The 21,168-nt window shown below is 69.2% G+C and carries 22 protein-coding genes and 2 pseudogenes; 13 read left to right on the top strand and 11 right to left on the bottom strand.

Annotated features, from left to right (window positions below; translation table 11 throughout):
• Positions 1-38: 38 nt before the first annotated feature.
• Positions 39-1,691: a (2,3-dihydroxybenzoyl)adenylate synthase gene (locus ACLML9_RS18710; protein ID WP_411946734.1), complete on the bottom strand. Its 1,653-nt coding sequence runs from the start codon at positions 1,689-1,691 to the stop codon at positions 39-41.
• 86 nt (positions 1,692-1,777) lie between these two features.
• Between ACLML9_RS18710 and ACLML9_RS18705 the strand changes: the two genes are divergently transcribed.
• From ACLML9_RS18705 to ACLML9_RS18695, 3 genes are all read left to right on the top strand, one after another.
• The gene (locus tag ACLML9_RS18705; protein ID WP_411946733.1) at positions 1,778-2,584 is read left to right on the top strand and encodes an SDR family oxidoreductase; all 807 of its coding nucleotides are present in this window, start codon (positions 1,778-1,780) and stop codon (positions 2,582-2,584) included.
• Between the two features lie 9 nt (positions 2,585-2,593).
• A complete protein-coding gene (locus ACLML9_RS18700; RefSeq protein ID WP_411946732.1) occupies positions 2,594-3,742 on the top strand; it encodes an isochorismate synthase MenF in 1,149 nt (382 codons plus the stop codon).
• Between the two features lie 79 nt (positions 3,743-3,821).
• The gene (locus ACLML9_RS18695; RefSeq protein ID WP_411946731.1) at positions 3,822-4,478 is read left to right on the top strand and encodes an isochorismatase family protein; all 657 of its coding nucleotides are present in this window, start codon (positions 3,822-3,824) and stop codon (positions 4,476-4,478) included.
• 46 nt (positions 4,479-4,524) lie between these two features.
• Here ACLML9_RS18695 and ACLML9_RS18690 read toward each other — a convergent pair whose 3' ends face one another.
• The 4 genes from ACLML9_RS18690 to ACLML9_RS18675 all read right to left on the bottom strand — a co-directional run bounded on the left by ACLML9_RS18690 (position 4,525) and on the right by ACLML9_RS18675 (position 9,507).
• Positions 4,525-6,492, bottom strand: coding sequence for a 5-oxoprolinase/urea amidolyase family protein (locus ACLML9_RS18690; RefSeq protein ID WP_411946738.1), 1,968 nt, complete (start codon positions 6,490-6,492; stop codon positions 4,525-4,527).
• Between the two features lie 41 nt (positions 6,493-6,533).
• Positions 6,534-7,157, bottom strand: coding sequence for an urea amidolyase associated protein UAAP2 (locus ACLML9_RS18685; protein WP_411946730.1), 624 nt, complete (start codon positions 7,155-7,157; stop codon positions 6,534-6,536).
• Positions 7,154-7,906, bottom strand: a complete 753-nt coding sequence (locus tag ACLML9_RS18680) for a DUF1989 domain-containing protein (RefSeq protein ID WP_411946729.1) — start codon at positions 7,904-7,906, stop codon at positions 7,154-7,156. The genes ACLML9_RS18685 and ACLML9_RS18680 overlap by 4 nt, the downstream gene beginning before the upstream one ends.
• Before the next feature lie 104 nt (positions 7,907-8,010).
• A complete protein-coding gene (locus ACLML9_RS18675; protein ID WP_411946728.1) occupies positions 8,011-9,507 on the bottom strand; it encodes a sodium:solute symporter family protein in 1,497 nt (498 codons plus the stop codon).
• A gap of 184 nt (positions 9,508-9,691) precedes the next feature.
• On the opposite strand from ACLML9_RS18675, the gene ACLML9_RS18670 reads away from it, so the two are divergent.
• Together ACLML9_RS18670 and ACLML9_RS18665 are read left to right on the top strand one after the other, a co-directional pair.
• On the top strand, positions 9,692-10,357 hold the full coding sequence (locus tag ACLML9_RS18670; protein ID WP_411946727.1) for a TetR/AcrR family transcriptional regulator: 666 nt from the start codon (positions 9,692-9,694) through the stop codon (positions 10,355-10,357).
• Between the two features lie 73 nt (positions 10,358-10,430).
• Positions 10,431-10,595 (top strand): hypothetical protein, encoded by a 165-nt coding sequence (locus ACLML9_RS18665; protein ID WP_411946726.1) that lies wholly within the window; start codon positions 10,431-10,433, stop codon positions 10,593-10,595.
• A 22-nt stretch (positions 10,596-10,617) separates the two neighbouring features.
• Here the strand turns inward: ACLML9_RS18665 and ACLML9_RS18660 are convergent, their stop codons facing one another.
• Entirely contained in the window at positions 10,618-11,085 is a 468-nt protein-coding gene (locus ACLML9_RS18660) for a MarR family winged helix-turn-helix transcriptional regulator (RefSeq protein ID WP_411946725.1), read from the bottom strand.
• A 498-nt stretch (positions 11,086-11,583) separates the two neighbouring features.
• Here ACLML9_RS18660 and ACLML9_RS18655 point away from each other — a divergent pair, with 498 nt between their 5' ends.
• Positions 11,584-13,314 (top strand): BCCT family transporter, encoded by a 1,731-nt coding sequence (locus ACLML9_RS18655; RefSeq protein ID WP_411946724.1) that lies wholly within the window; start codon positions 11,584-11,586, stop codon positions 13,312-13,314.
• Positions 13,315-13,357: 43 nt separating this feature from the next.
• On the opposite strand, the gene ACLML9_RS18650 is transcribed toward ACLML9_RS18655, so the two are convergent.
• On the bottom strand, positions 13,358-13,597 hold the full coding sequence (locus ACLML9_RS18650) for a DUF6374 family protein (protein ID WP_411946723.1): 240 nt from the start codon (positions 13,595-13,597) through the stop codon (positions 13,358-13,360).
• Between the two features lie 95 nt (positions 13,598-13,692).
• On the opposite strand from ACLML9_RS18650, the pseudogene ACLML9_RS18645 reads away from it, so the two are divergent.
• Together ACLML9_RS18645 and ACLML9_RS18640 are read left to right on the top strand one after the other, a co-directional pair.
• Positions 13,693-13,938 (top strand): annotated as a pseudogene (locus tag ACLML9_RS18645) (TetR/AcrR family transcriptional regulator); the annotation flags it as partial.
• 38 nt (positions 13,939-13,976) lie between these two features.
• Positions 13,977-14,252: pseudogene (locus ACLML9_RS18640) on the top strand (enoyl-CoA hydratase-related protein); the annotation flags it as partial.
• Between the two features lie 92 nt (positions 14,253-14,344).
• On the opposite strand, the gene ACLML9_RS18635 reads toward ACLML9_RS18640, so the two are convergent.
• Entirely contained in the window at positions 14,345-14,983 is a 639-nt protein-coding gene (locus ACLML9_RS18635) for a TetR/AcrR family transcriptional regulator (RefSeq protein ID WP_411946722.1), read from the bottom strand.
• A gap of 154 nt (positions 14,984-15,137) precedes the next feature.
• Between ACLML9_RS18635 and abc-f the strand changes: the two genes are divergently transcribed.
• The gene (abc-f, locus tag ACLML9_RS18630) at positions 15,138-16,745 is read left to right on the top strand and encodes a ribosomal protection-like ABC-F family protein (RefSeq protein WP_411946721.1); all 1,608 of its coding nucleotides are present in this window, start codon (positions 15,138-15,140) and stop codon (positions 16,743-16,745) included.
• Between the two features lie 95 nt (positions 16,746-16,840).
• Positions 16,841-17,449, top strand: coding sequence for a CatB-related O-acetyltransferase (locus ACLML9_RS18625; RefSeq protein WP_411946737.1), 609 nt, complete (start codon positions 16,841-16,843; stop codon positions 17,447-17,449).
• Positions 17,450-17,569: 120 nt separating this feature from the next.
• Here ACLML9_RS18625 and ACLML9_RS18620 read toward each other — a convergent pair whose 3' ends face one another.
• Complete coding sequence (locus ACLML9_RS18620; RefSeq protein ID WP_411946736.1) at positions 17,570-17,698, bottom strand: hypothetical protein; 129 nt, start codon at positions 17,696-17,698, stop codon at positions 17,570-17,572.
• Between ACLML9_RS18620 and ACLML9_RS18615 the strand changes: the two genes are divergently transcribed.
• Positions 17,643-17,978 (top strand): nucleotide disphospho-sugar-binding domain-containing protein, encoded by a 336-nt coding sequence (locus ACLML9_RS18615; RefSeq protein ID WP_411946735.1) that lies wholly within the window; start codon positions 17,643-17,645, stop codon positions 17,976-17,978. The two genes, ACLML9_RS18620 and ACLML9_RS18615, sit on opposite strands and share 56 nt — an antisense overlap.
• A gap of 84 nt (positions 17,979-18,062) precedes the next feature.
• Here the strand turns inward: ACLML9_RS18615 and ACLML9_RS18610 are convergent, their stop codons facing one another.
• On the bottom strand, positions 18,063-18,338 hold the full coding sequence (locus ACLML9_RS18610) for a hypothetical protein (protein ID WP_030524066.1): 276 nt from the start codon (positions 18,336-18,338) through the stop codon (positions 18,063-18,065).
• A gap of 220 nt (positions 18,339-18,558) precedes the next feature.
• Between ACLML9_RS18610 and ACLML9_RS18605 the strand changes: the two genes are divergently transcribed.
• A complete protein-coding gene (locus ACLML9_RS18605) occupies positions 18,559-18,852 on the top strand; it encodes a hypothetical protein (protein ID WP_411946720.1) in 294 nt (97 codons plus the stop codon).
• 155 nt (positions 18,853-19,007) lie between these two features.
• Positions 19,008-20,390 carry a DUF1254 domain-containing protein gene (locus tag ACLML9_RS18600; RefSeq protein ID WP_411946719.1) on the top strand — a complete coding sequence of 461 codons (1,383 nt, stop codon included), beginning with the start codon at positions 19,008-19,010 and terminating at the stop codon, positions 20,388-20,390.
• A 19-nt stretch (positions 20,391-20,409) separates the two neighbouring features.
• Here the strand turns inward: ACLML9_RS18600 and ACLML9_RS18595 are convergent.
• Positions 20,410-21,168, bottom strand: a 759-nt coding sequence (locus ACLML9_RS18595; RefSeq protein ID WP_411946718.1) for an HNH endonuclease, incomplete at its 5' end; no start/stop codon positions are given.

Genomic DNA, 21,168 nt, shown 5'->3' with positions numbered 1-21,168 from the left:
CTGGACCGCGCGCCCGGCGCGGTCCACGGCACCGGGGGTCACGCGTTGCGGTGCCCCTCGGCGAGCAGCCGGCGCAGATCACGACGGCTGGTCTTGCCCACTCCGGTCTCGGGGAATTCGGCGACGGTGACCACCGCGTCCGGCATCTTCCAGGCCGCGATACCGCGTTCCCGGACGAAGGTGCGCACCGTGGTCAGCGTCGGCGGGGTCTGCGGGTCCAGCGGCTGGACGAACGCGCAGATCCGCTGGCCGAGTACGGGGTCGGGAGTGCCGACGATCACCGCGTCCCGGATTCCGGGATGTTCCAGCAGATGGGCCTCGAGCTCTTCGGCCGACACTTTCTCGCCGCCGCGGTTCACCCAATCGCCCGTCCGGCCCTTCACTACCAGGTTCCCGTCCGGCCGCAGCGAGACGATATCGCCGGTGCGGTACCAGCCGTCCGCGGTGAAGCTGCGGGCATCGGCCTCGGGATTGTCGTAGTAGCCGCGGATCGTGTACGGGCCCTGGGTCAGCAGATTCCCGTCGGCGCCCGGCGCCACGTCCACGTCCGCGTCGTCGACGATCCTGATCCGGTCGTGATCCGACATCGGCCGGCCCTGGGTGCCGACCACCACGTCGATCGGATCGTCGAGCCGGGTGTAGCAGACCAGTCCCTCCGCCATACCGAACACCTGCTGCAGGGTGACACCCAGCGCGGGGCCGACCCGGCGGGCCAGCTCGTCCGGGCAGCGGGCGCCGCCCACCTGGATCACCTTCAGGCTGGACAGATCGGGGAGTTCGCCGCCCTTCTCCGCCCGCTCGACCCACAGCCGCGCCAGCGGCGGGACCAGGCCGGTGATGGTGACACCGAAACGCTCGATGGCCGCGAACGCGGTCGACGGGGTCGGATCGGGGGTCATGGCCACGGTGCCGCCCGCGTAGAGCGCGCCGAGGATGCCCGGAGAACTCATCGGGAAGTTGTGCGCGATAGGCAGTGTCGCCATATAGACGGTATCGGGACCCAGTTCGGTGATCTCGGCACTGCGCCGCACGCTGTACAGGTAGTCGTCGTGAGTGCGGGGGATGAGCTTCGGGATCCCGGTGCTACCGCCGGACAACTGCAGGAACGCGACGTCCCCGGCGTCCGGCCCGGTGAGTTCGCCCGGCTCGTCGCGGTAGTCGGCGAGGTCCGCGGCGCCCTCGGCGAATTCGTGCGCGGGGTCGTCGGTGACCAGCAGGACGTGCCGCAGGGTCTCGACCGTGCGCCGGACCGTATCGGCCAGTGCGGCATGGTCGAATCGCTGATGCCGGTCGCAGGTGACCATCGCGACGGCCCCGCTCGCCGTGGCGATGGGGACGAGTTCGGCCTCCCGGTGCGCGGGCAGACAGAACACCGGCAGTGCGCCCAGATGGAACAGCGCGAAGATCACTTCGACGAATTCGGCGCGGTTGGGCAGCTGGACGAGAACGCGGTCCCGGGGCCGGATGCCCAGCCGGGCGAATCCGGCGGCCAGCGACCGGGATCGGTGCTCCAGTTCGGCGTAGGTCCAGCGGTTCGCCGCGCCCACGACCGCGATCGACTCGGGGCTCGCGGTAGCGCGAGCTGTCAGCAGAGATCCGAATGTCTCACCCGTCCACAGCTTTTCAGCTCGGTAGTGGTTGATCCGGTCCGGCGGCCACGGTGTGAAACCGGGGAGGGCGGGCGATGACATGGAGCACCTCTTTCCGATCAGCGATCTTGTTACACGTCACACCGGAATGCTGGCCTTACGGCGTAACTTCAGGTTAGGCTAACCTAATGATCACGAAGCAATGGGGCGAAGGGGTCATCGTCACCGGAGCCGCAGGGGGGATCGGTGCGGCGATCGCCGCCGAACTCGCCGGCGATTCCGCGAATATCGCACTGTGGGACCGGGATTCCCGGGTGCACGAGATCGCGGCCCGGCTCGGGCGGCAGCACGAGGACACCGGCGTGACATCCGCCGAAGTCGATATCAGTGACGCGGCAGCGGTCGCCGAGGCATTCGACAAAGAGCTCGCCGAACGCGGCACACCCCGGGTGGTCGTCCATGCCGCCGGCGCGATGATCGGCGGCTCCGCCCTGGACACCTCCCCGGAGGAATGGCAGCGCTGTGTGGCCGTCAACGCAGGCGGCGCCGTATACGTGGCCCAGCGCGCCGCCCGCGAAATGGTCGCGGCCGGAACCGGTTCCATCGTGGTCGTCTCCTCCAACTCCGCCACCGTCCCCCGGGTGAACCTCGCCGCCTACGGCGCCGCGAAGGCCGCGGCCACGGCGTTCACCCGCTCGCTCGCGCTTCAGGTGGCGCCGCACGGGGTGCGGGTCAACCTGGTCTCCCCGGGTTCCACCGATACCCCCATGCTGCGCCGAATGTACGCGGACTCCGACGAGAAAGGTCTCGGCGAGGCCGGACGGGGCAGCCTCCTCGACGGCGATCCCGAGAACTACCGGCTGGGCATCCCGTTGCGGCGGATCGCCGATCCCGCCGATATCGCCGCCGCCGTCCGCTTCCTGGTTTCCGATGCCGCGCGCCACATCACCATGCACGACCTGCGGGTCGACGGCGGCGCAACGCTGGATATGTGACACGAGAGGATGATCATCATCAACGCCGAGAGCCCCGCGTATTCAGCGGATCCCGCCTTTGTCCTGTCCCGGCCGCAGCGCACCGTGACCGCGTCTGCCGGCGGGCGTGTCTTCCACAGCCCCGCCGAGGCCGTCGCGCAGCTCCGTGCGCGCCGGGTCTCCCATATCGTCGGCGCGCTGCCGTTCACTCCCGGTGCGCCGGCCGCGCTGTGGGCTCCCGACGCCATCTCGGTGACCGACGGCCCCCGCGCCACCCGGCCGGTCACCGCACCCGGTATCACGGTCACCGAACACCTTCCGGAGCCGGAGGAACATCTGCGCCGGGTGGGCGCCGCGGTGCGGCTGCTGGCCGATCCCGGCCGGCCGTTGCGCAAGGTCGTCCTCGCCCGGGCGCTGCGGGCCCGGGCCGATCGGACCGTGCGCGCCGCCGACCTGCTGGATCTCCTGGTTTCCACCGACCCCGCCGGTAACGGCTACCTGGTGGACCTGTCCGCGGCCGGTGGTCTGTTCACCGGCCGCCACCTGGTGGGTTCCAGTCCGGAGATCCTGGTGCGGCGGATCGGTACCGAGGTCACCAGCCATCCGCTCGCGGGTTCGGCCCGGCGGGTGCCGGAGAACGCGCTGGCCGATCGGATCGCCGCCGAGACATTGCTCGGTTCGGCGAAGGATCAGCACGAGCACGGCTTCGTGGTGGACCATGTGGCCGGAGTGCTGCGCGACCGATGCACCGATGTGCGCACGCCCGCCCGCCCCGATCTGACCGAGACACCGGCCATGTGGCATCTCGGTACCACCATCGACGCGACCGTCCCGGTGGCCGGACCGTCGGCGCTGGAACTGGCCGCCGCACTGCATCCGACCCCGGCGATCTGCGGTACGCCCACCGCGGCGGCCGCCCGGCTGATCGCCGAACTCGAGGGCGAGCGCGGTTTCTATGCCGGCGCGGTCGGCTGGTGCGACGCCGAGGGCAACGGGGAATGGATGGTCAGCATCCGCTGCGCCGAACTCGCCGCCGACAACCGGACCCTGGTGGCCTACGCCGGTGGCGGCATCGTCGCGCAATCCGATCCCGAGGACGAACTGGCCGAGACCACCGGGAAATTGCAGCGGGTCCTCGGACCGCTGGGCGTGGCCGGCCGCCCGGCGGCGGTGCCCTGATCTACCACCTTCCCCCACTGCGCCCGGGCCCGTGGCCTTCCAGAAGGTCGCGGGCCACAAGAGATGAGGAGTTCTGGACATGGCCATGCAGCCGATCGCACCCTATGCGATGCCGCCGTTGGACGACGAGATCACCAATAGAGTGGCCTGGAAACTCGATCCCGATCGTGCCGCCCTGCTGATCCACGACATGCAGAACTACTTCCTCACTGCCTATCAGCTCGATCGCGATCCCGCCCGGACGATGATCGACAATATCGTCCGGCTCCGCGATCGGTGCCACGAGCTGGGCATACCGGTGATCTACAGTATGCAGCCGGGTGATCAGCATCCCGACCGGCGCGGCCTGCTCGCCGATTTCTGGGGCACCGGTATGTCGGACGGCCCGGATGCCGAGGTCATCGCCGCACTGACGCCGCACGAGCAGGACATCCAGGTCACCAAATGGCGCTATTCGGCGTTCCAGCGCACGGATCTGCGGCAATTGCTCGGCTACCGTAACCGGGATCAGCTCGTGGTCACCGGCGTGTACGCCCATATGGGCTGCATGCTCAGTGCGGCCGAGGCCTTCATGAACGATATCGCCGCGTTCCTGGCGCACGACGCGGTGGCCGATTTCAGTCGTGAAGAACATCTGATCGCCTCCAGGTACACCGCCCGCCGCTGCGGCATGGTGCTCGGCACCGACGAGATGCTGAGCCAGTTGCAGCCCTCGGTGGTGGCTTCGGGGGCCTGACCCGAGCCGGCGCGGGTCGGCGCGGCCGACCGGTATGGCCGGGCGTTCAGTGCTCCCGGCCCAGTTCCCCGGAGCGGCGCCAGGATTCGCGTTCGGCCGCGAAAGCGGCCGACTGCCGGATACGGAACGATTCGATGGACTCCGCGTCCCGGGCGAGGAACCGCCGGTGCTCCGCCAGCCGGAATTCACCCGGGCCGGTGCGCAATTCGCCGCGGCCGGCGGCGAAATCGGCCCGGAGGTCGAGGAGTTCCGCCGCGCTCACCGGATACCAGCGGATCCGGTCGAAGAAGCGCAGCAGCCAGGGGGTTTCGATATCGGTGCGCCGGCTCCACACCTGCGTGGTGCGGCCGACGAACTGGTATCCGCCCGGGCCTTCCATTCCGTAGATGCACAGGTAGGCGCCGCCGATACCGACCGCGTTCTCCGGGGTCCAGGTCCGGGCCGGGTTGTATTTGGTGGTGACCAGCCGGTGCCGGGGGTCGATCGGGGTGGCCAGCGGTGCACCGAGATAGACATCCCCCAACCCCAGTACCAGGTACTCGGCGGCGAACACGGTATCGAAGACATCGCCGACGGTATCGAGTCCGTTCATCCGCCGGATGAACTCGATATTCCACGGGCACCACGGTGCGTCGGCGCGTACACCGTGCATATAGCGGGTGATCGCCTCCCGGGTCGCGGGATCGTCCCAGGACAGCGGCAGATCCACCGTACGGCTGGGGACGACCAGGTCCTCGGCGGCCGGTAGGGCGGCCTCCGCCTCGACCAGTAGATCCAGGGCCGCACCGATACGCAGCGTGCGCGGTTCGACCCGGACCTGGAGCGAACGGACGCCCGGCGTGAGTTCGGTGAGGCCCCGTTCACCTCGGTCGCGCAGGTGCTCGTGCAATGCGTGGACGCGGGCGCGTAATTCGAGGTCCAGGGTCATGGCGCCGTATTCGACGAGGATTCCGTCGTCACCCGCCCGACGGTAGGTCACCGGGGTGCCGTCCGCGGTTTCCCCGTGCCGCAGAATTCCGTCGTCGCCGTCGCCGCCGGTGGACAGCACGATCGGCCAGCCCGCCCGGCGCGCGGGGCCCAGTTCGGCCGGTGACGCGGCCCGCTCCGCGCGTACCGGAACGAAACGTACCCGGTCACCCGGGCACAACTGGCCGAGCTTCCACAGATCGGCGGCGGTCACCGTCACCGGGCAGACGAAGCCGCCGAGGCTCGGCCCGTCGGGGCCGAGCAGGATGGGGGTGTCGCCGGTGAAATCGAGCGCGCCCACGCTGTAGGCGGTGTCGTGGATATTCGACGGATGCAGTCCGGCCTCGCCACCGTCCGGGCGGGCCCAGCGGGGTTTGGGGCCGACGAGCCGGACCCCGGTGCGGTCGGAGTTGAAATGCACCTCGTAGTCGGTGGCGAGCAACGTGTCGATATCCGCGCGGGTGAAGAATTCGGGCGCTCCGTGCGGTCCCTCGGTGACGGCGAGTTCCCAGTCGCGGGTCAGCGCGGGTTGCTCGCCGCCGGGCACCGCGCCGGCCGGCGGACCCGGGACGGGGCCGACCGGGAGAACATCCGCGGCGGCCAGTGCGCGCCCGGCCACGCCGCCGAAGCGCCCGAGGGTGAACGTGGCGCTGCTGCCGAGGTACTCGGGGAGTGCCAGTCCGCCGGAAACCAGCACGTAGCAGCGCATCCCGGGGCCGCGGATCGTGCCGATATCGAGAACCTCCCCGGCGGGGACGAATACCGGCCGCCACAGCGGCACCGGCCGCCCGGCCACCGTCACAGTGACAGGAGCGCCGGTCACGCACACCCAGGCGGGCTCGGCGAATCGCAAGGCCGGACCGGCCATGGTGCATTCGAGCCCGGCCGCGCCCTCGGGATTGCCCAGTGCGCGGTTGCCGAGCCGGAACGACAGATCGTCCATGGGACCCGACGGCGGTACGCCGACATGCCAGTAGCCGATCCGGCCCGGCCAGTCCTGCACCGTGGTGAGCAGACCCGGGCGTTCGACCACGGTGTGGCGGGTAATGGTCACCGCGGCGGGTGGCGGGGCGAGCGTCACCGGGGCGGTCACCGGGTCACCACCATGCGTACGGGAGTGGGATCGAAGCCGTTGCAGGGGTTGTTGATCTGGGGACAGTTGGACACCAGGACCAGGGTGTCGATCTCGGCGCGCAGCGATACCGTCTTGCCCGGTGCGGACCGGCCGTCGACGATACCGAGCGTGCCGTCGGCCTCCACCGGAACGTTCATGAACCAGTTGATGTTGGATACCAGATCCCGTTTGCCCATATCCCATTTCGCCGCCTCGGCCAGGAAATTCTCCACGCAGGCGTGCTGGTGGCGGGTGTGATGGCCGTAGCGCAGCGTATTGGACTCCTGGGAACAGGCTCCGGCGATGGTGTCGTGGTTGCCGACCTCGTCGGCGACCACGGTCATGAGTGCCGTGCCCCGGTCGGTGCGCAGCACACTGCCGGTGGTGAGAAAGATATTGCGCTGCGCGGTGACCGTGGCCTGGGCGCTGTAGCGGTCGGTGTGGTCGGCCGCGGCGTACAGCAGGCAGTCGACGGCCTGGTTGCCGTGCAGATCGATGATGTCGAGACGGTGCCCTGCCCGTACCACCGCCGACCACGGTGCGCAGGCCGGGACCACGTCGTCGAGCACGACGGTCGCTGCCGGGGGAGCGATGTTCATATCCACTCCTGTCGGGTGCGGGCGGCCGACCATGCCGCTTCGGTGTTCTGGACGGCGCGCAGGTATTCCGGGTCGCTGTTCGCGGCGGCCGCGACGGTGCGGTCGCCCGGCCAGGCGACCAGATCGAGATCGGTGACCGGGGCGTCGTCGAGGGGGTGCGCGGTGGCGGCTACCAGGACGATCACCGGCAGCTGGACGATCAGGTCGACGTAGGCGCCCGCACCGGCCGAGCCGGTGGTGGTGAGGGCGCCGTCGCCGGCCACCCGCACACCGCGGAAGACCGAGAGGGTGGCGCCGATATCGCGCGGGGTCAGCCCGTGTTTCGCGGCCGCGCGTTCCAGGAGCAGCCGGCCCTCGGGAGTGGTACCGCAGAGTGCGTCGTGGTGGCCCGAGGTGTCGGCGACCACGGTGGCCAGCAGCCGGCCCTGATCGGACAGCAGTGGGTGCCCGGCACCGAGGTAGGCCTGCCAGGGCACTTTCACGGTGTCGGCGACATTGAGACGTTCCCAGGGTGCGTCCGCGCGCAGCAGGAACAGGTGCGCGCAGGCCGCACCGTGCGGATCGGCCAGTCGCAGCCGGGTGCCGCGTCCGAGCACGGTGCCGGTGTAGCCGCCGGGTGGTAGCCGGACGGTCCAGGTGGTCGCGTCGAGCGGGACCCCGTCGGGGAGTACGGGGGTGGCCGCGCTTGCCGATGCCTGGGCGCGGGCGTGTGCGCGGGCGCCGGTCGTCGAAGCGGTGGTGGGTGTCATGATCTTTCCTTGCTCGTCGGGTCCGGCGGGTGGGCCGGCCGTGCCGGTGACCGATTCGGAAGTGGGGCAGCGGGGCCCGGGCCGATTCGGGGGCGGGCGGCGGGTCAGCCGTGCTGGACAACGGGTTCCGGCGCCGGCAGTGGCGGAATATCCCCAGGCGCCGCGGACTTTCCGGCCGGTTCGCGCAACCGCTGTACGGCGAGGGTGCCGAGGAAGGCCAGCAGTGAGGCGAGGAAGCCGAAGAAGGTGGGCCAGCCGTCGAAGCCCGGGCCGATCAGTGAATTATCGATATGGAGAACAGTGTTCGGTACCCCGTACATGGTGGGTGTGAGCATGAACAGGACCAGCCGGACGCCGAGCCCGGCCACCATGGCCGCGACCGCCGCGGCGGTGGTGATCCGCGAGGTGAGGTGGGCCGCGACGAACGGGACGATCAGTGCGGCCAGCATCAGGTCGAACGCCAGGGTGAGCAGGATGCCGGTTTGCGGTACCTCGACCGCGAAGAAGATCGCCACCGCGACCACCGGGATCATGGTGAGCCGCACATCCCGCAGCAGGGTGTCATGCCCGGCGGCGTCGGTCCGGTCGGTGCGACCGGCGATATTCCGGGTCGCCACCGAGGCGGTGCCCAGGATGGCGCCGTTGGCGGTGGAGCAGGATGCCGCCACAATCGCCGACAGCACCAGGATCGCCAGACCCGCCGGGGCGTGTTCGTCCAGCAGGGTCAGCAATCGCGGACCCGAACTCTCACCGACGAGATCGGTGGTGGCCAGGGCGACCAGCGCGTAGGGGATACCGACCACGGCGGTTCCGGCCGCGCCCACGAAGCACGCCCGGCGGGCGATCTCGGGGGAGCGGGCCGAGAAGATGCGCTGCATGAAATCGATGGCGACGATATCGCCGATGCCGAGGGCGATCAGCGTCGCCCAGTTCACCACGGCGCCTTCGGAACTGTTGCCGAGCTGTCCGAGGTCGAATGGCCCCATACCCTCGGGGATGTCGAGACCGTAGGTCGATCCCACCCAGATGAGCAGGGCGAGCGACCCGATCACGGTGATCACCATCTGGGCGAGTGCGGTGTAGGCGTCGCTGAACATGCCGCCGGTGACGGTATAGGTCAGCACGATCGCCACGATCAGCAGGACCCCGGCGGTGTATGGGATACCGAGGAAGCGTTCGAACAGGAAACCCCCGGCGACGAGGTTGCCCGCCAGCAGGATGCAGAAGCTGAAGATCATCAGGATCGAGGCGCTGAATTCCACACCGCGGCCGTATTTGATCCGGTAGAAGTCCGGCAGGGTCAGCAGGCCCATCCGGTTCATCGGCTTGGCGAAGAAGAGCCCGGTGAGCAGCAGGCACAGGCCCAGGCCCAGCGGTAGCGACGCCCCGGCCCAGAAGCCGACCGAACCGGCCAGGTCCGTATTGCCGAGAGTGGCGTTGGAGTCGACCGCCTGGCCCATCAGGCCCGCCGCGACCAGCGGTAGACCCAGCGATCGGCCGGCGACCAGGAAGTTGACGCTGTCACCGTCGACCTTGCGGGCGACCAGTAGGCCGATGCCGATGACCGCGAGCACACTGATCGCGATTCCGAGAATGATCATGGCCGGGGGCCCTTCATCCGACACGAATATCTATCGGTTGAAAGGTTCCTCGTACCCCGCGACATCGTGGTGACGGCGATGTATCCGTCTCGCGGCCGTGCGTAACGTCTACGTTGCCCAGATTTCTATCGAATGACAGAAATCTCCCCGCGGTGCCGAACCGCTGGTCGGCGACAATGGAGCCATGACCCAACTCGGTCCGGGCCGCCCGCGTCTCGCGCCGCGCCGCCGCCAGGGGCAGACTCCGCGTGCCGAAATCCTCGACGCCGCCGCCGAACTGTTCACCACGCACGGGTACGGAAGTGCCTCGACCCGGGCCATCGCCGAGGCGGTCGGTATCCGCCAGGCTTCGCTGTATCACCACTTCGCGGCCAAGGACGACATCCTCGACGCGCTGCTCGGTGAAACCATCGCGGGGGCGGCCGAACTCGCGATGCGCCTGGAGCGGCGACCGGAGCCGGCCGCGGTCCGGCTCTACGCGCTGGCCCGATTCGATATCGGCCAGCTGTGCGACGCGCGCTGGAATATCGGTGCGCTGTACTTCCTGCCGGAGTTGCGCGGGGATCGGTTCGCCCGGTTCCGCTCCCGCCGCGACACCCTGCGCGCGAGCTACGAAGGGCTGGCCGCGCGGGTGGCGGCCGGGATGGGCACGAAGGGGGTGCCCGAAGCGCAGACCCTCCCGTTCCGGTTGGTGGAGACGGTGATCGATATCCGCTCGGACGCCGGCGGGGTGCCCGAGGAGGTGCGGCAGGCGATCGCCGCCGCGGTGCTGCGGGTACTCGGCTGGGACGGCGATCCGGCCGGCGTCCGGGAGGCGGCCGGGGTCCTCGCTCGGGAGCTGCGGGTGTGAATCGCCCAGGGCCGGGCCCTTCACGCGACCATAAAACTAGAACGTGTTGTAATTCTGGGACAGGGGTCCGCCGGTGCCGTCCGGCCCGGGTGTCGGGGTGCTGGCGCAGGATCAGGTCGCCTATGCGGGTGTCGCGGTCGGTACCACCACCCTCTACGACCGGAGCGGCCCGCTGGGTACAGCCGTGGTGACCGCCGTGTCCAATGTGCGCCGCCAGGTCGAAATGCGGCGCTACTGATATCGGTGGCGGCCCGCCGCGCCTAGGACCGCGGCTCGGTATGGGAGGGCCGCGGCCAGGGTCGCGCTTCCCGGGCCTCGAGATCGGTATTGAATCGTTCCAGGTAGGCGGCGAAGGTCTGTACGTCCTCGCCGCTCCAGCCGCGCAGGAGCCGGTCGAGGGCGTTGATGTTGTAGTCGCGATCGGCCAGGACCCGGCGTTCGCCCTCGTCGGTGATCCGGAACTTGCGCGCCAGGCCGCCCCCGGGATCGGGAATGCGCTCCACCAGGCCGGCTTTCAGCATGGCCGCGGTCTGCCGGTGCACGGTCGAGGTGTCCAGACCGAAGGCCTCGCTGAGTTCGCCGATGGACATGGGTCCCTCGATCCGCAGCCGGCGCAGCACCAGATAGGCACTGCGCTCGAGGTGGTCCGGGCGGCGCAGATGGGCATTGAGGCTGTGCCGGCCAAGGAGCATGGTCTCGAATTCGATCAGATGGGTGGGTTTGTCCATGGCGGGTGTCCTGCTCGTACTCGGATGCCGTGGCGGCGCGGCGGGCGTCCCGCCAGGCGTTATACCACGCGGCCGGGAACATATTGCATCCTACACATTGTATGTAGAGTGCAATTGCTGTGTGCTGTGCACCGGCCGCTGTCAGGCGCCGGCCGCGGCCCGCCGGGACCGGTGTTCGTCGGTCCGAGTATGAGTGCCGCAGGGGCGGGCAATTTCTGTACAGAAAACCGTTCGATCGTCCGTACTGGTGTCCCGGACAGATGTCCGGGTCGCTCGTCCGTGATCTTCCGGGCCGTATCCGGCGGCCTCCGGGGAGGGCGCGCTGCCCGCTGTTCACGTGTTCGACGCAGCGTTCGAATCGGGGGCGAGTACGGTTTTTTCCGGAACATCCGGTTCGGCGGCGTGGTCGCGGTGCGCGGAAGGGCCGGGTAACGGCTGGTCCGCGTGATCCCGCGACCTCGGTGCCGGACGCACAGTGCGATCTGAAAGGACTCGTCCATGGCGATCGACACCGGCGGGAAATCCGTGACGCGTAACAGCGGCGTGCCGGGCTCGAGCAGGCACAGACCGGTGGGCCGCGGCCTCGACTGGCTGGTCTTCGGCATCACCTCGATCGGAGCCGTGGCCTTCGTGCTCTGGGGGATCTTCGACCAGGACAGTTTGGCCGGCTTCGCGTCGAACGCCCAGTCCTGGGTGATCACCAATACCGGCTGGCTGTTCGTCCTGGTGGCCACCTCTTTCGTGGTCTACGTGATCTGGCTGGCGCTGAGCCGGTACGGCAAGATCCCGCTCGGCGCCGACGACGAACAGCCGGAGTTCCGGACGGTCTCCTGGATCGCCATGATGTTCAGCGCCGGTATGGGGATCGGCCTCATGTTCTGGGGAGTCGCCGAGCCGCTGACCCATTTCACCGCCCCGCCGCCGGGTACCGCCGAGGCGGGCAGCTCGCAGGCCGCCGAGGTCGCGATGGCGACCACGCTGTTCCACTGGACGTTGCACCCGTGGGCCATCTACGCCGTCGCCGGTCTGGCCATCGCCTACGGCACGTTCCGGCGCGGCCGGTCGCAGCTGTTCTCGTCGGTGTTCCGGCCGCTGCTCGGCCGGCATGCCGAGGGCCTGGGCGGTAAGGCGATCGATGGGATGGCCATCTTCGCCACCCTTTTCGGTTCGGCGGCCTCGCTCGGCCTGGGCGCGTTGCAGATCGGGGCCGGGTTCGAGTTCAACGGCTGGGTGGACGCCGTCGGCAAGATCGGCCTGGTGGCGGTGATCACCGGACTCACCGTCGCGTTCATCCTGTCCGCGGTCTCCGGCGTCGCCCGCGGTATCCAATGGCTGTCGAATATCAACATGGTGCTCGCGGTGATCCTGGCGGCTTTCGTCTTCATCGCCGGGCCCACCCTGTTCATGCTGAACTTCCTGCCCACCGCGGTCGGTGACTACATCGCCGAACTGCCGACCATGGCCTCGCGCACCGGAATAGCCGGCGGCGAGGCAATGGAGGCGTGGCTGTCCAGCTGGACCATCTTCTACTGGGCGTGGTGGATCTCCTGGACCCCCTTCGTCGGGATGTTCATCGCGCGGATCAGCCGGGGCCGCACCATCCGGCAGTTCGTGGCGGGTGTCCTGCTGGTGCCCAGCATGGTGAGTCTGGTCTGGTTCGCGATCTTCGGCGGCGCGGCCATCCGCCAGCAGACCGATACCCACGACCTCACCGAGACCGACGGCAGTGTGAACCCCGACTTCGCGCTCTTCCACCTGCTCGGGGAGTATCCGCTGACCTCGATCACCACCGTGCTGGTGATGATCCTGGTGGGTATCTTCTTCGTCTCCGGCGCGGACGCCGCCTCGATCGTCATGGGCACCCTGTCGGAGCGGGGCGGTATCGAACCGTCCCGGCTCACCGTGATCTTCTGGGGCACCGCCACCGGCGCGGTCGCCGCGATCATGCTGGTGATCGCGGATTCGAGCGATCTCGGTGGCGCGTTGACCGGTTTGCAGACACTCACCACCGTGGTATCGCTGCCGTTCATGGTGGTGATGGTGCTGATGTGCGTCTCGCTCTACCGTGATGTCCGCAGCGATCCGCTCATCGTGCGGGCGAATCTGGGCGTCGAACTGGTGGAGGGCGCGGTGCTGCAGGGTGTGGCCAAGCACGAGGGCGAGTTCGAACTCGTCACCTCGCCCATCGAGGTCGTGGACGGGGAGCCGGTGGTGGAGGGCGACCGGTGACCCGATAGCGCCGGCCCGGTCCGCGGCGCCGCGCGGACCGGGTTCAGCGCAGGTGCCCCCGCAAGTCCAGGCAGGCCCGGCCGGGCATCGCCGGGCGGTGGGCGCGGGGTGCGCTGTTCTGGGTCGCCTCGATGTAGATGCTCAGGCCGGCGCCGATCTTGCCGGCCAGGGCCTCGAGCTGATCGGGGGTGAGGGTCTCGCCGAAAGCCGCCGCGGCGAGGAGTCGTTCCCGGACCTGTTCGAGGTTGAGCCGGGCGAACGGGATGGGGGCGAGTTCGGGCATGCGGGTAACCGTACCGGAGTTCGAACATATTTTCGATAGATGCGAATCGTCCTGCCTCGCACCTGTCCACGGCGGGTTGCGGTCGGCGGAGAATCGGTTCCGCCGCGGTCACCGTTCGCGCGCTCTCGCAAGCCACTTCGGTGTCCAACGGAGCGATCTACCACGCGTTCGGATCACGAGCGGGAAGGATGACCCAGGTCTGGCTGCGCGCCGCGCGATGCTTCCTGGAGCTGCAGCGCGACGCCGTCGACAACGCCCTGGCAGCGAGCCCGGCACCGCAGAATGCCATCGAAGCCGTCGTGGCCGCGGCCGACGCTCCCGCGGAATATCTGATCCGGTACCAGAATCGCGCCGACCACGAGTCGGTCGCCCTCATCCTCCCGAGGTCGACATCAACATCCCGTTCACGCCCGGGATGGCCGCGCTGATCCAGGCGAAACTCGGCCCGCAGGCGGCGCTGACCGCAATGACCACCGGCCACCGCTTCGGCGGCCCGCAGGCCTTGGCCGCCGGACTCGTCGACGGCACCGCCGCCGCGGACCGGATACTCGACAGCGCCGTCGAACGCCTGAGCGGTCTGCTCGGCAAGAACCACGACACGGCCCGGGCCATCAAAACCACCATGTTCGCCTCTGTAGTGGCAGCCCTGCGATGACACCCCGCCCGTTGCGTCGATCCGATCGCCGACCGGCAGGTCTCACCGCGGCCGGTGCCGGTAGTGAACGCACTGTCATCGGCATGAGCGCCTCAGTCATGGCTCGCGGGCCCCGGCCCGGTGAACGCGCCGCCGCGCGCGGCCAGTGTCGCGGCTGTCGCCGCACGGTCGGGAAGGTGCGGGTCGGGTGGGGTCCGCAGCAGCGTCAACTGGTGGTAGACCGGCGCGGTGGCCGCGATCAGTACGGCACGGGCGTCGACGCCGGGAGTCAGTTCGCCACGGCGCACGGCTCGTTCGACGACGATCTCGGACTGGGCGTATCGGTTCTCCCACAACTGCCGCAGGGCGCGGGCGGCCTCCTCGGAACGGAACGAGACCGCGATCAGGGCGGCCGCGATCGACGGTTCCTCGGTGAGCGAGTCCTGGATCTCCTGGTTGAGCGCGGCCAGATCCCCCTGGAGGGAGCCGGTGTCGCGTGGATGCCAATCGATATCGGCGGCCGCGGCGAAGACGTCGGTGATCAGGCCGCCGACGTCGCGCCAGCGGCGGTAGACGGTGGTGCGGTGGACGCCCGCGCGGGCGGCGACGGTGTCCACGGTGAGCGCGTCGTAACCGTGCTCGGTCAGTTCCGCGTGCACGGCTTCCAGGACCTGAGCGCGGATACGCGCGGTGCGGCCGCCCGGTCGCGGCGCCGGGCGCGGCGCTTTGTCCGCGAGGGGTGGAGAAGTCATCTCGATCATCCGGTTGCTCTGAGGTGCGGGCTGTGACACCATGCTAATGCAACAGTCATCGCAATAGTGAGGTCGCCGATGCTCATTCGAAGCGTTCATCCCGTCCTGCGGTCCCCCGGCGCCGCGTCGTACTCGAATGCTTCGGAGAGTGTCCATGCCCACGCAGATCACCGCGCTCGCGGCTACCTTGTCCTTCCACGGTCGGCGCGTTCTCGATGAGGTGACGTGTTCGCTCGCCGCGGGCGAGCGCACCGGCATCATCGGCGAGAACGGATCCGGTAAGTCCACCCTGCTGCGCCTGTTCGCCGGGCGGGAGCGGCCCGACGCCGGCGAGATCGTCGTCCAGGCCGACGGTGGTATCGGCTATCTCGCCCAGGACGAGCAGCTGCCACCGGAGACGACCGTCCAGCAGGTCATCGACCGGGCCCTGAGCGAGCTGCGCGCGATCGAGGGCCGGATGCGTGCCCTGGAGGCCGCCATGGCGGCCGGTGACGAGTCCGGATTCGCCGAATACGGCGAATTGACGACCGTGTTCGAACTGCGCGGCGGCTACGACGCCGATGCCCGGGTTGAGCGTGCCCTGCACGGTCTCGGCCTGGGTCTGGTCGCCCGCGACCGTAGAGTCGGCGGGCTCTCCGGCGGCGAACAGGTCCGGTTGCGCCTGGCGGCGGTACTGGCGGCCGGGTCGGAGGTACTGCTGCTCGACGAGCCCACCAATCACCTCGACGACGACGCCCTGACCTGGTTGGAGGACCATCTGCGTACCCGGCGCGGCACCACGGTGACGGTCTCCCACGATCGGGTCTTCCTCGAGCGGGTCGCGACCTCCCTGCTGGAGGTCGACGCGGACCGGCGGTGCGTGGTCCGGTACGGGAACGGCTACGCGGGCTTCCGTGCCGGGAAGGCCGCGGCGCGGCAGCGATGGGTCCAGGCCCACGAACAATGGCAGACCGATATCGAGCGGCTGCGGGAGACCGTCGCCACCACGGCCCGCCGGGTCGCCCCGGGCCGGGCGATGAAGGACAACAACAAGATGGCCTACGACCGGGCGGGCGGCCGGGTGCAGCAGTCGCTGGCCGGGCGGGTCCGCAATGCCGAGGAACGATTGCGCCGACTGCTGGCCGACCCGGTGCCGCCACCCCCGCAGCCGTTGCGCTTCACCCCTGCGCTGCGGTCCGGCGGTACGCACGGCACCGTGCTCGACGCCACCGGAATCACGGTCGCCGGCCGGCTGGATCCGACGAGCCTCACCCTCGCGCCCGGAGACCGCCTGCTGATCACCGGCCCGAACGGCGCGGGCAAGTCCACGCTGTTGCGGGTGCTGGCCGGGGCCTTCGCACCGGACGGCGGCACCGTCGCCCGCCGCGGCCGGGTCGGCTATCTTGCGCAGGAACCGCCGCCCGCCGAGCCGGGGGAGACGCTGCTGGCCGCCTTCGCCCGTGGCCGCGCCGGTGACCTCGAAGGGCACGCCGAACGACTCATGGCCCTGGGCCTGTTCGGTCGCGCACAGCTGACGACCCGCGTCGCGGAGCTGTCCACCGGGCAGCGGCAGCGGCTGGCCCTGGCGCGGCTGGTCGTGCAACCGTTCGACGTGCTGCTGCTCGACGAGCCCACCAATCACCTGTCACCCGCGCTGGTGGAGGAAATGGACACCGCGCTGGCCGATTACCGGGGCGCACTGGTGATCGTCAGCCACGACCGCCGGCTGCGCGCGCATTGGCACGGTGACCGGCTCGCGTTGCGGGCGACGGTATCCGTCTGACCCTCGCCGAAACCGGCACACCCACGTATCGAAGGAGTTCCGCTGTGCCCGCCGACCCCGTAACGCTTCCCGCCGACCCCACCGTGCTGCACCCCATGCCCGGGCAGCCGCGTGTGGTCCTGCTGAAACCGCTGATCAGCTCACCGCTGATCGAGGCCGGGGAGTTCTCCTACTACGACGACCCCGACGACCCGACCGCGTTCGAAACCCGCAATGTGCTCTACCACTACGGGCCGGAGAAACTGATCATCGGGAAGTTCTGCGCGCTGGCCACCGGCGTGCGGTTCATCATGAACAGCGCCAACCATCGCATGGACGGTCCGTCGACATTCCCGTTTCCGACCATGGGCGGTGAATGGGCGACCCATATCGATCTGCTGAGCGATCTGCCGAACCGGGGCGATACGGTCCTCGGCAACGACGTCTGGATCGGTAACGGCGTGACGGTCCTGCCCGGTGTGCGGATCGGCCACGGCGCGATCGTCGGCACCGGCGCGGTGGTCACCGGCGATGTTCCCGACTACGGCATCGTCGGCGGTAATCCGGCCCGCCTCATCCGCACCCGCTACGCGGAGCCCGATATCGCCCGGCTGCTGGCGGTGGCCTGGTGGGACTGGCCCGTCGAACACATCACCCGGCATGTGCGCGCGATCATGGCGGGCAGTATCGCCGATCTCGAAGCCGCCGCCACGGAACTGGAATGAGTGGAACCACTGTGCCTTCTCGTCCCGCCCATATCGCGATGGTCGGTTCCCGATCGTCAGCCACGTGCTGCCTGGCCTCGCGATCATCGGTGAACTGGCGGCCCGGGGCCATCGCGTCACCTACGCCAACGACCCGGTGGTGGCCGATCTGATCACCGCCGCCGGCGCCGAATTCGTCCCGTGCACGGCCGGGCTGCCGGCCGGTGTACCGATGATCGCCGTACCACAGGCCGCCGAACAGTTCCTCAATGCCGACCGCCTGGTGGAATTGGGTGTGGCCCGCCGGATCGACACCGACGACGCCACACCCGAGAACCTGCGCGCGGCGCTGATCGACCTCGTCGGGGACGCCGGGGTGGCCGACCGGTCGGCGCGACTGCGTGCCGAGGCGCGGAACGAAGGCGGCACGATGCGGGCCGCCGATCTGATCGAGGCCCTGCTGGGCCGACCTCCGCCCGGCCGTCCGTGCCGAGTCGCGTCCCGGGTCGACCCCGCACGCCGTCCGGGATCCTTGCCGGCGTACGCGTGACGGGGCGCGGTCATCGAGGCGAACCCGTGTGCGCTGGGTGTCGATCCGGACAAGACGACCGGAAAACGAGCGCGTTGCGGCGCGTCAGCCGATCACGGCGTTCATGATCGTGCCCGCGCTGGTCGCGATGACACCACCGATCATCGCTCCGGCCACCATCTTCGGGGACTCCAGACCGCCGCCGGACCATTTCTCCCAGGCGAACTTGCCGCCGGCGTAGATGATCGCGCAGATTCCGGCGAGCAGCACGAACCAGGTGAGATACCTGACCAGTTGCAGGAATTTGTCCGAGATGGGGGGTGCTTCGGGTGTGGGGTTACCGATTTGCGCCAGCGTATCGGTCACGGCGGCCAGTATCATCTCGCAGCTCACTCTGGTTTCGGGGTGGGCGGGAACGCTAACGCATCGTAACCGCTCGCCGGGTGGTGTGCAGTAATCGCAGGTCCGGGCAGGTGTTCGGGCCACCAGCGGTTATAGCGTGAAAGCCGCTGCGCGGCAAGAACTTGCGCCGTACCGGTATCGGTCTGGATGATGGAGGCGGGGCCGTGCGCCCCGGACGGTCTCGGCGAGGGAGCAGACGGTGAGCAGCATCGCGGCGTCGATTGTGGACGCAGTAACGGTATACGCGCAGGTCAGCGACCCTACCCCGGAGCCGCCGCCGCTGGCGGACAAGATCGATCAGTTCGTCCGGTACGGCACCTGGCTGGCCATTCTGTCGGGCACGGTCAGCATCATCTTCGCGGGTGCCAAGTTCGCCTGGGAGAAGTGGTCGGGTAGCGGTATGGAGTCGCCGAAGATGGTGGCCGGAGCGATGATCGGCGGCGTCGTCGCCACCAGTGCGGGCACCATCATGAACACGGTTCTCGCCATCTGAGAGCGGCCGCGCCGACCGCATCCGCTACGTTCCAGTTATCTCCGCGTATCCTGCTCGCAGTCCGTCGACAGCGATGAGCAGGGAGAGTGCGAATGCGCGAAGTGCCCGCCGCGGCAGCCGGAGACATGACGCAGCCGGTGGGAGACCGGTTCCGCATGACACGGCGGTCGATGCTGGGTTTCGTCGCCGTCACCGGTCTGGCAGCCTGCGGGGGTGAGGACTCCGGTACCGAGGTTCCGCCGTCGGGTACCCCGGCCGCCCGGCGGGAGGTGGCGGCCGACGCCTATATCTTCGGCTACTCGATGATCCTGATCGATACATTCCGCCGGCGGGCACTGGACTACGTATCCACGAATCGGTTCCAGCACACCTCCTCCCTGCCGCCCGCGAGCCAGCGCACGGTGGTCCGGATCGACCTGGACAACCTGTACTCGATGGCCTGGCTGGATCTGCGCAAGGAACCGGTGCTGTTCGAGGTACCGGAGATCCGGGATCGGTACTGGGTGATGCAGGTCCTCGATGCCTGGTCCAATACGGTGTCCACGCCGAGCAGTGTGCGACCGGAGGCCGAGCCCGGCGCGGTGGCGCCCTATACCTACGCGGTGACGGGGCCGGGCTGGACCGGGGAACTCCCGGCCGGTGTCGTGCACCTCCCGGTGCCGACCGCGGATGCCTGGCTCTACGGGCGGATCGAGGTGCGCGGTAGCGCGGACATTCCCGCCGTGCGCGCGCTGCAGGCCCAGCTCCGGCTGGCGCCACTCAGCGCGTGGAACACACGGGCCGCCACGGAATCCGAGTCGATACCGGGTAACCAGGACTGGTCGGAACCGGTGGGCCGTGATTCGGTCGACGCGATGTCGTCGCGCGATTATTTCGACCGCCTGTGTGAGCTGATGCAGGACAACCCGCCGGCCCCGGAGGACGAACCGGCGATGCGGCGCTTCGCCGCCATCGGCATCCGCCCGGGCGGGTCCCCGGAAGGCGTGAGCACCGGCGAACTCGACGCGGGCGTCGACGCGGCGAAGAAGAAGATAGCCGCCTACGTCGATCCGGCCTCCCGGATGCGCGACGGGTGGCTGGTGGCGCTGAACGTCGGCCGGTACGGCACCAATTATCTGCTGCGCGCCACGACCGCCAGAAGGGGTGTCGGCGCGAATATCGCCGAGGCCATGCTCTATCCCGCACTGTTCGACGAGGCCGACGAGAACGGTGACCCGCGGGAGTTCACCCTGCGATTCGAACCGGGCCAGACGCCCCCGGTGAAAGCGTTCTGGTCGATCACCGCCTACGGGGCCGACGCCTACCTGACGCCGAACCCGGCGGACCTGCACACCATCGGGCATCCGGTGGCGCCGCGGTTCGCGCCCGACGGTGCGCTGGAGTTCGCGGTGCAGGCCGCCGATCCCGGCCCCGGCTTTCCGCGGTCCAACTGGCTGCCGATTCCCGAGCAAGGCCAGTTCTCCCTGATCATGCGGTTGTACGAGCCGGAACCCCGGGTGCTGGACGGCAGCTGGTCGCCGCCGCCGCTGGTGTCCTAGGCGTCCGGCCTCGCCGCGATCAGATATTGGCCCCTTTGGTGCGATTACAACCGCGGCACAGGATCTGCAGATTGGCCGCGCTGGTGGCGCCGCCGCGGCTGAGCGGGATCACGTGGTCGAATTCCAGGTAGTGGCTGTCCCCGCATTCCACGCAGCGGCCGCCGTCGCGCTGCCACACCTCCGCTTTCACCTCCTGCGGGATACTGCGTGAATCCCGTTGGCCCGGCGCCAGGACCAGTCGTTTCGCAATGCGCAGCGCGCCCTCCAGCGCGGCCGCGAGGTATTCCGGGTCGGTGACGGCGAAGGTGGCACCACCGCGTGCCGACGTCGCCGCGACCACCACGGCGTCGTATTCGGCGGCCACCGAGACGATCCGCGACCACGGCAGCTCGACCCCCGCCCCCGCGCCCACGAAACGCAGCTTCTTGGTGCTGACGATCAACCGGCCGTCGGTGTGCTTGGGTCCGCGGGCCAGCTCCCGGATATGGGTCGCATCGATATCGAGGTAGACCAGTTCCTCGGCGTCCAGGTGCAGGCCGGGGGTGGCGATCGCGGGCAGATCGCCCTCCCGCAACCGTGAGAGTGCGCGTCCGCGTGCCAACCGCGACCGCAGCTCGTCGATCAGGGGACCGCTCAGGCCGAGTTCGGTGACGGCGTATTCGACCTCGTCGTATTCCTCGGCGGTGATCTGCCCGTCGGCGAACGCGAAGGCGACCCGGCGCTCCACGTACTGCAGCGCCGCGGGTTGCAGCGCGGCGCGGGCCGCGGCCGCGTCGAT

This window comes from Nocardia sp. NPDC002869 (genome assembly GCF_046764065.1).
Taxonomy (GTDB): domain Bacteria; phylum Actinomycetota; class Actinomycetes; order Mycobacteriales; family Mycobacteriaceae; genus Nocardia; species Nocardia rhamnosiphila.
This window is presented reverse-complemented; position numbering and strand designations above follow the sequence as displayed.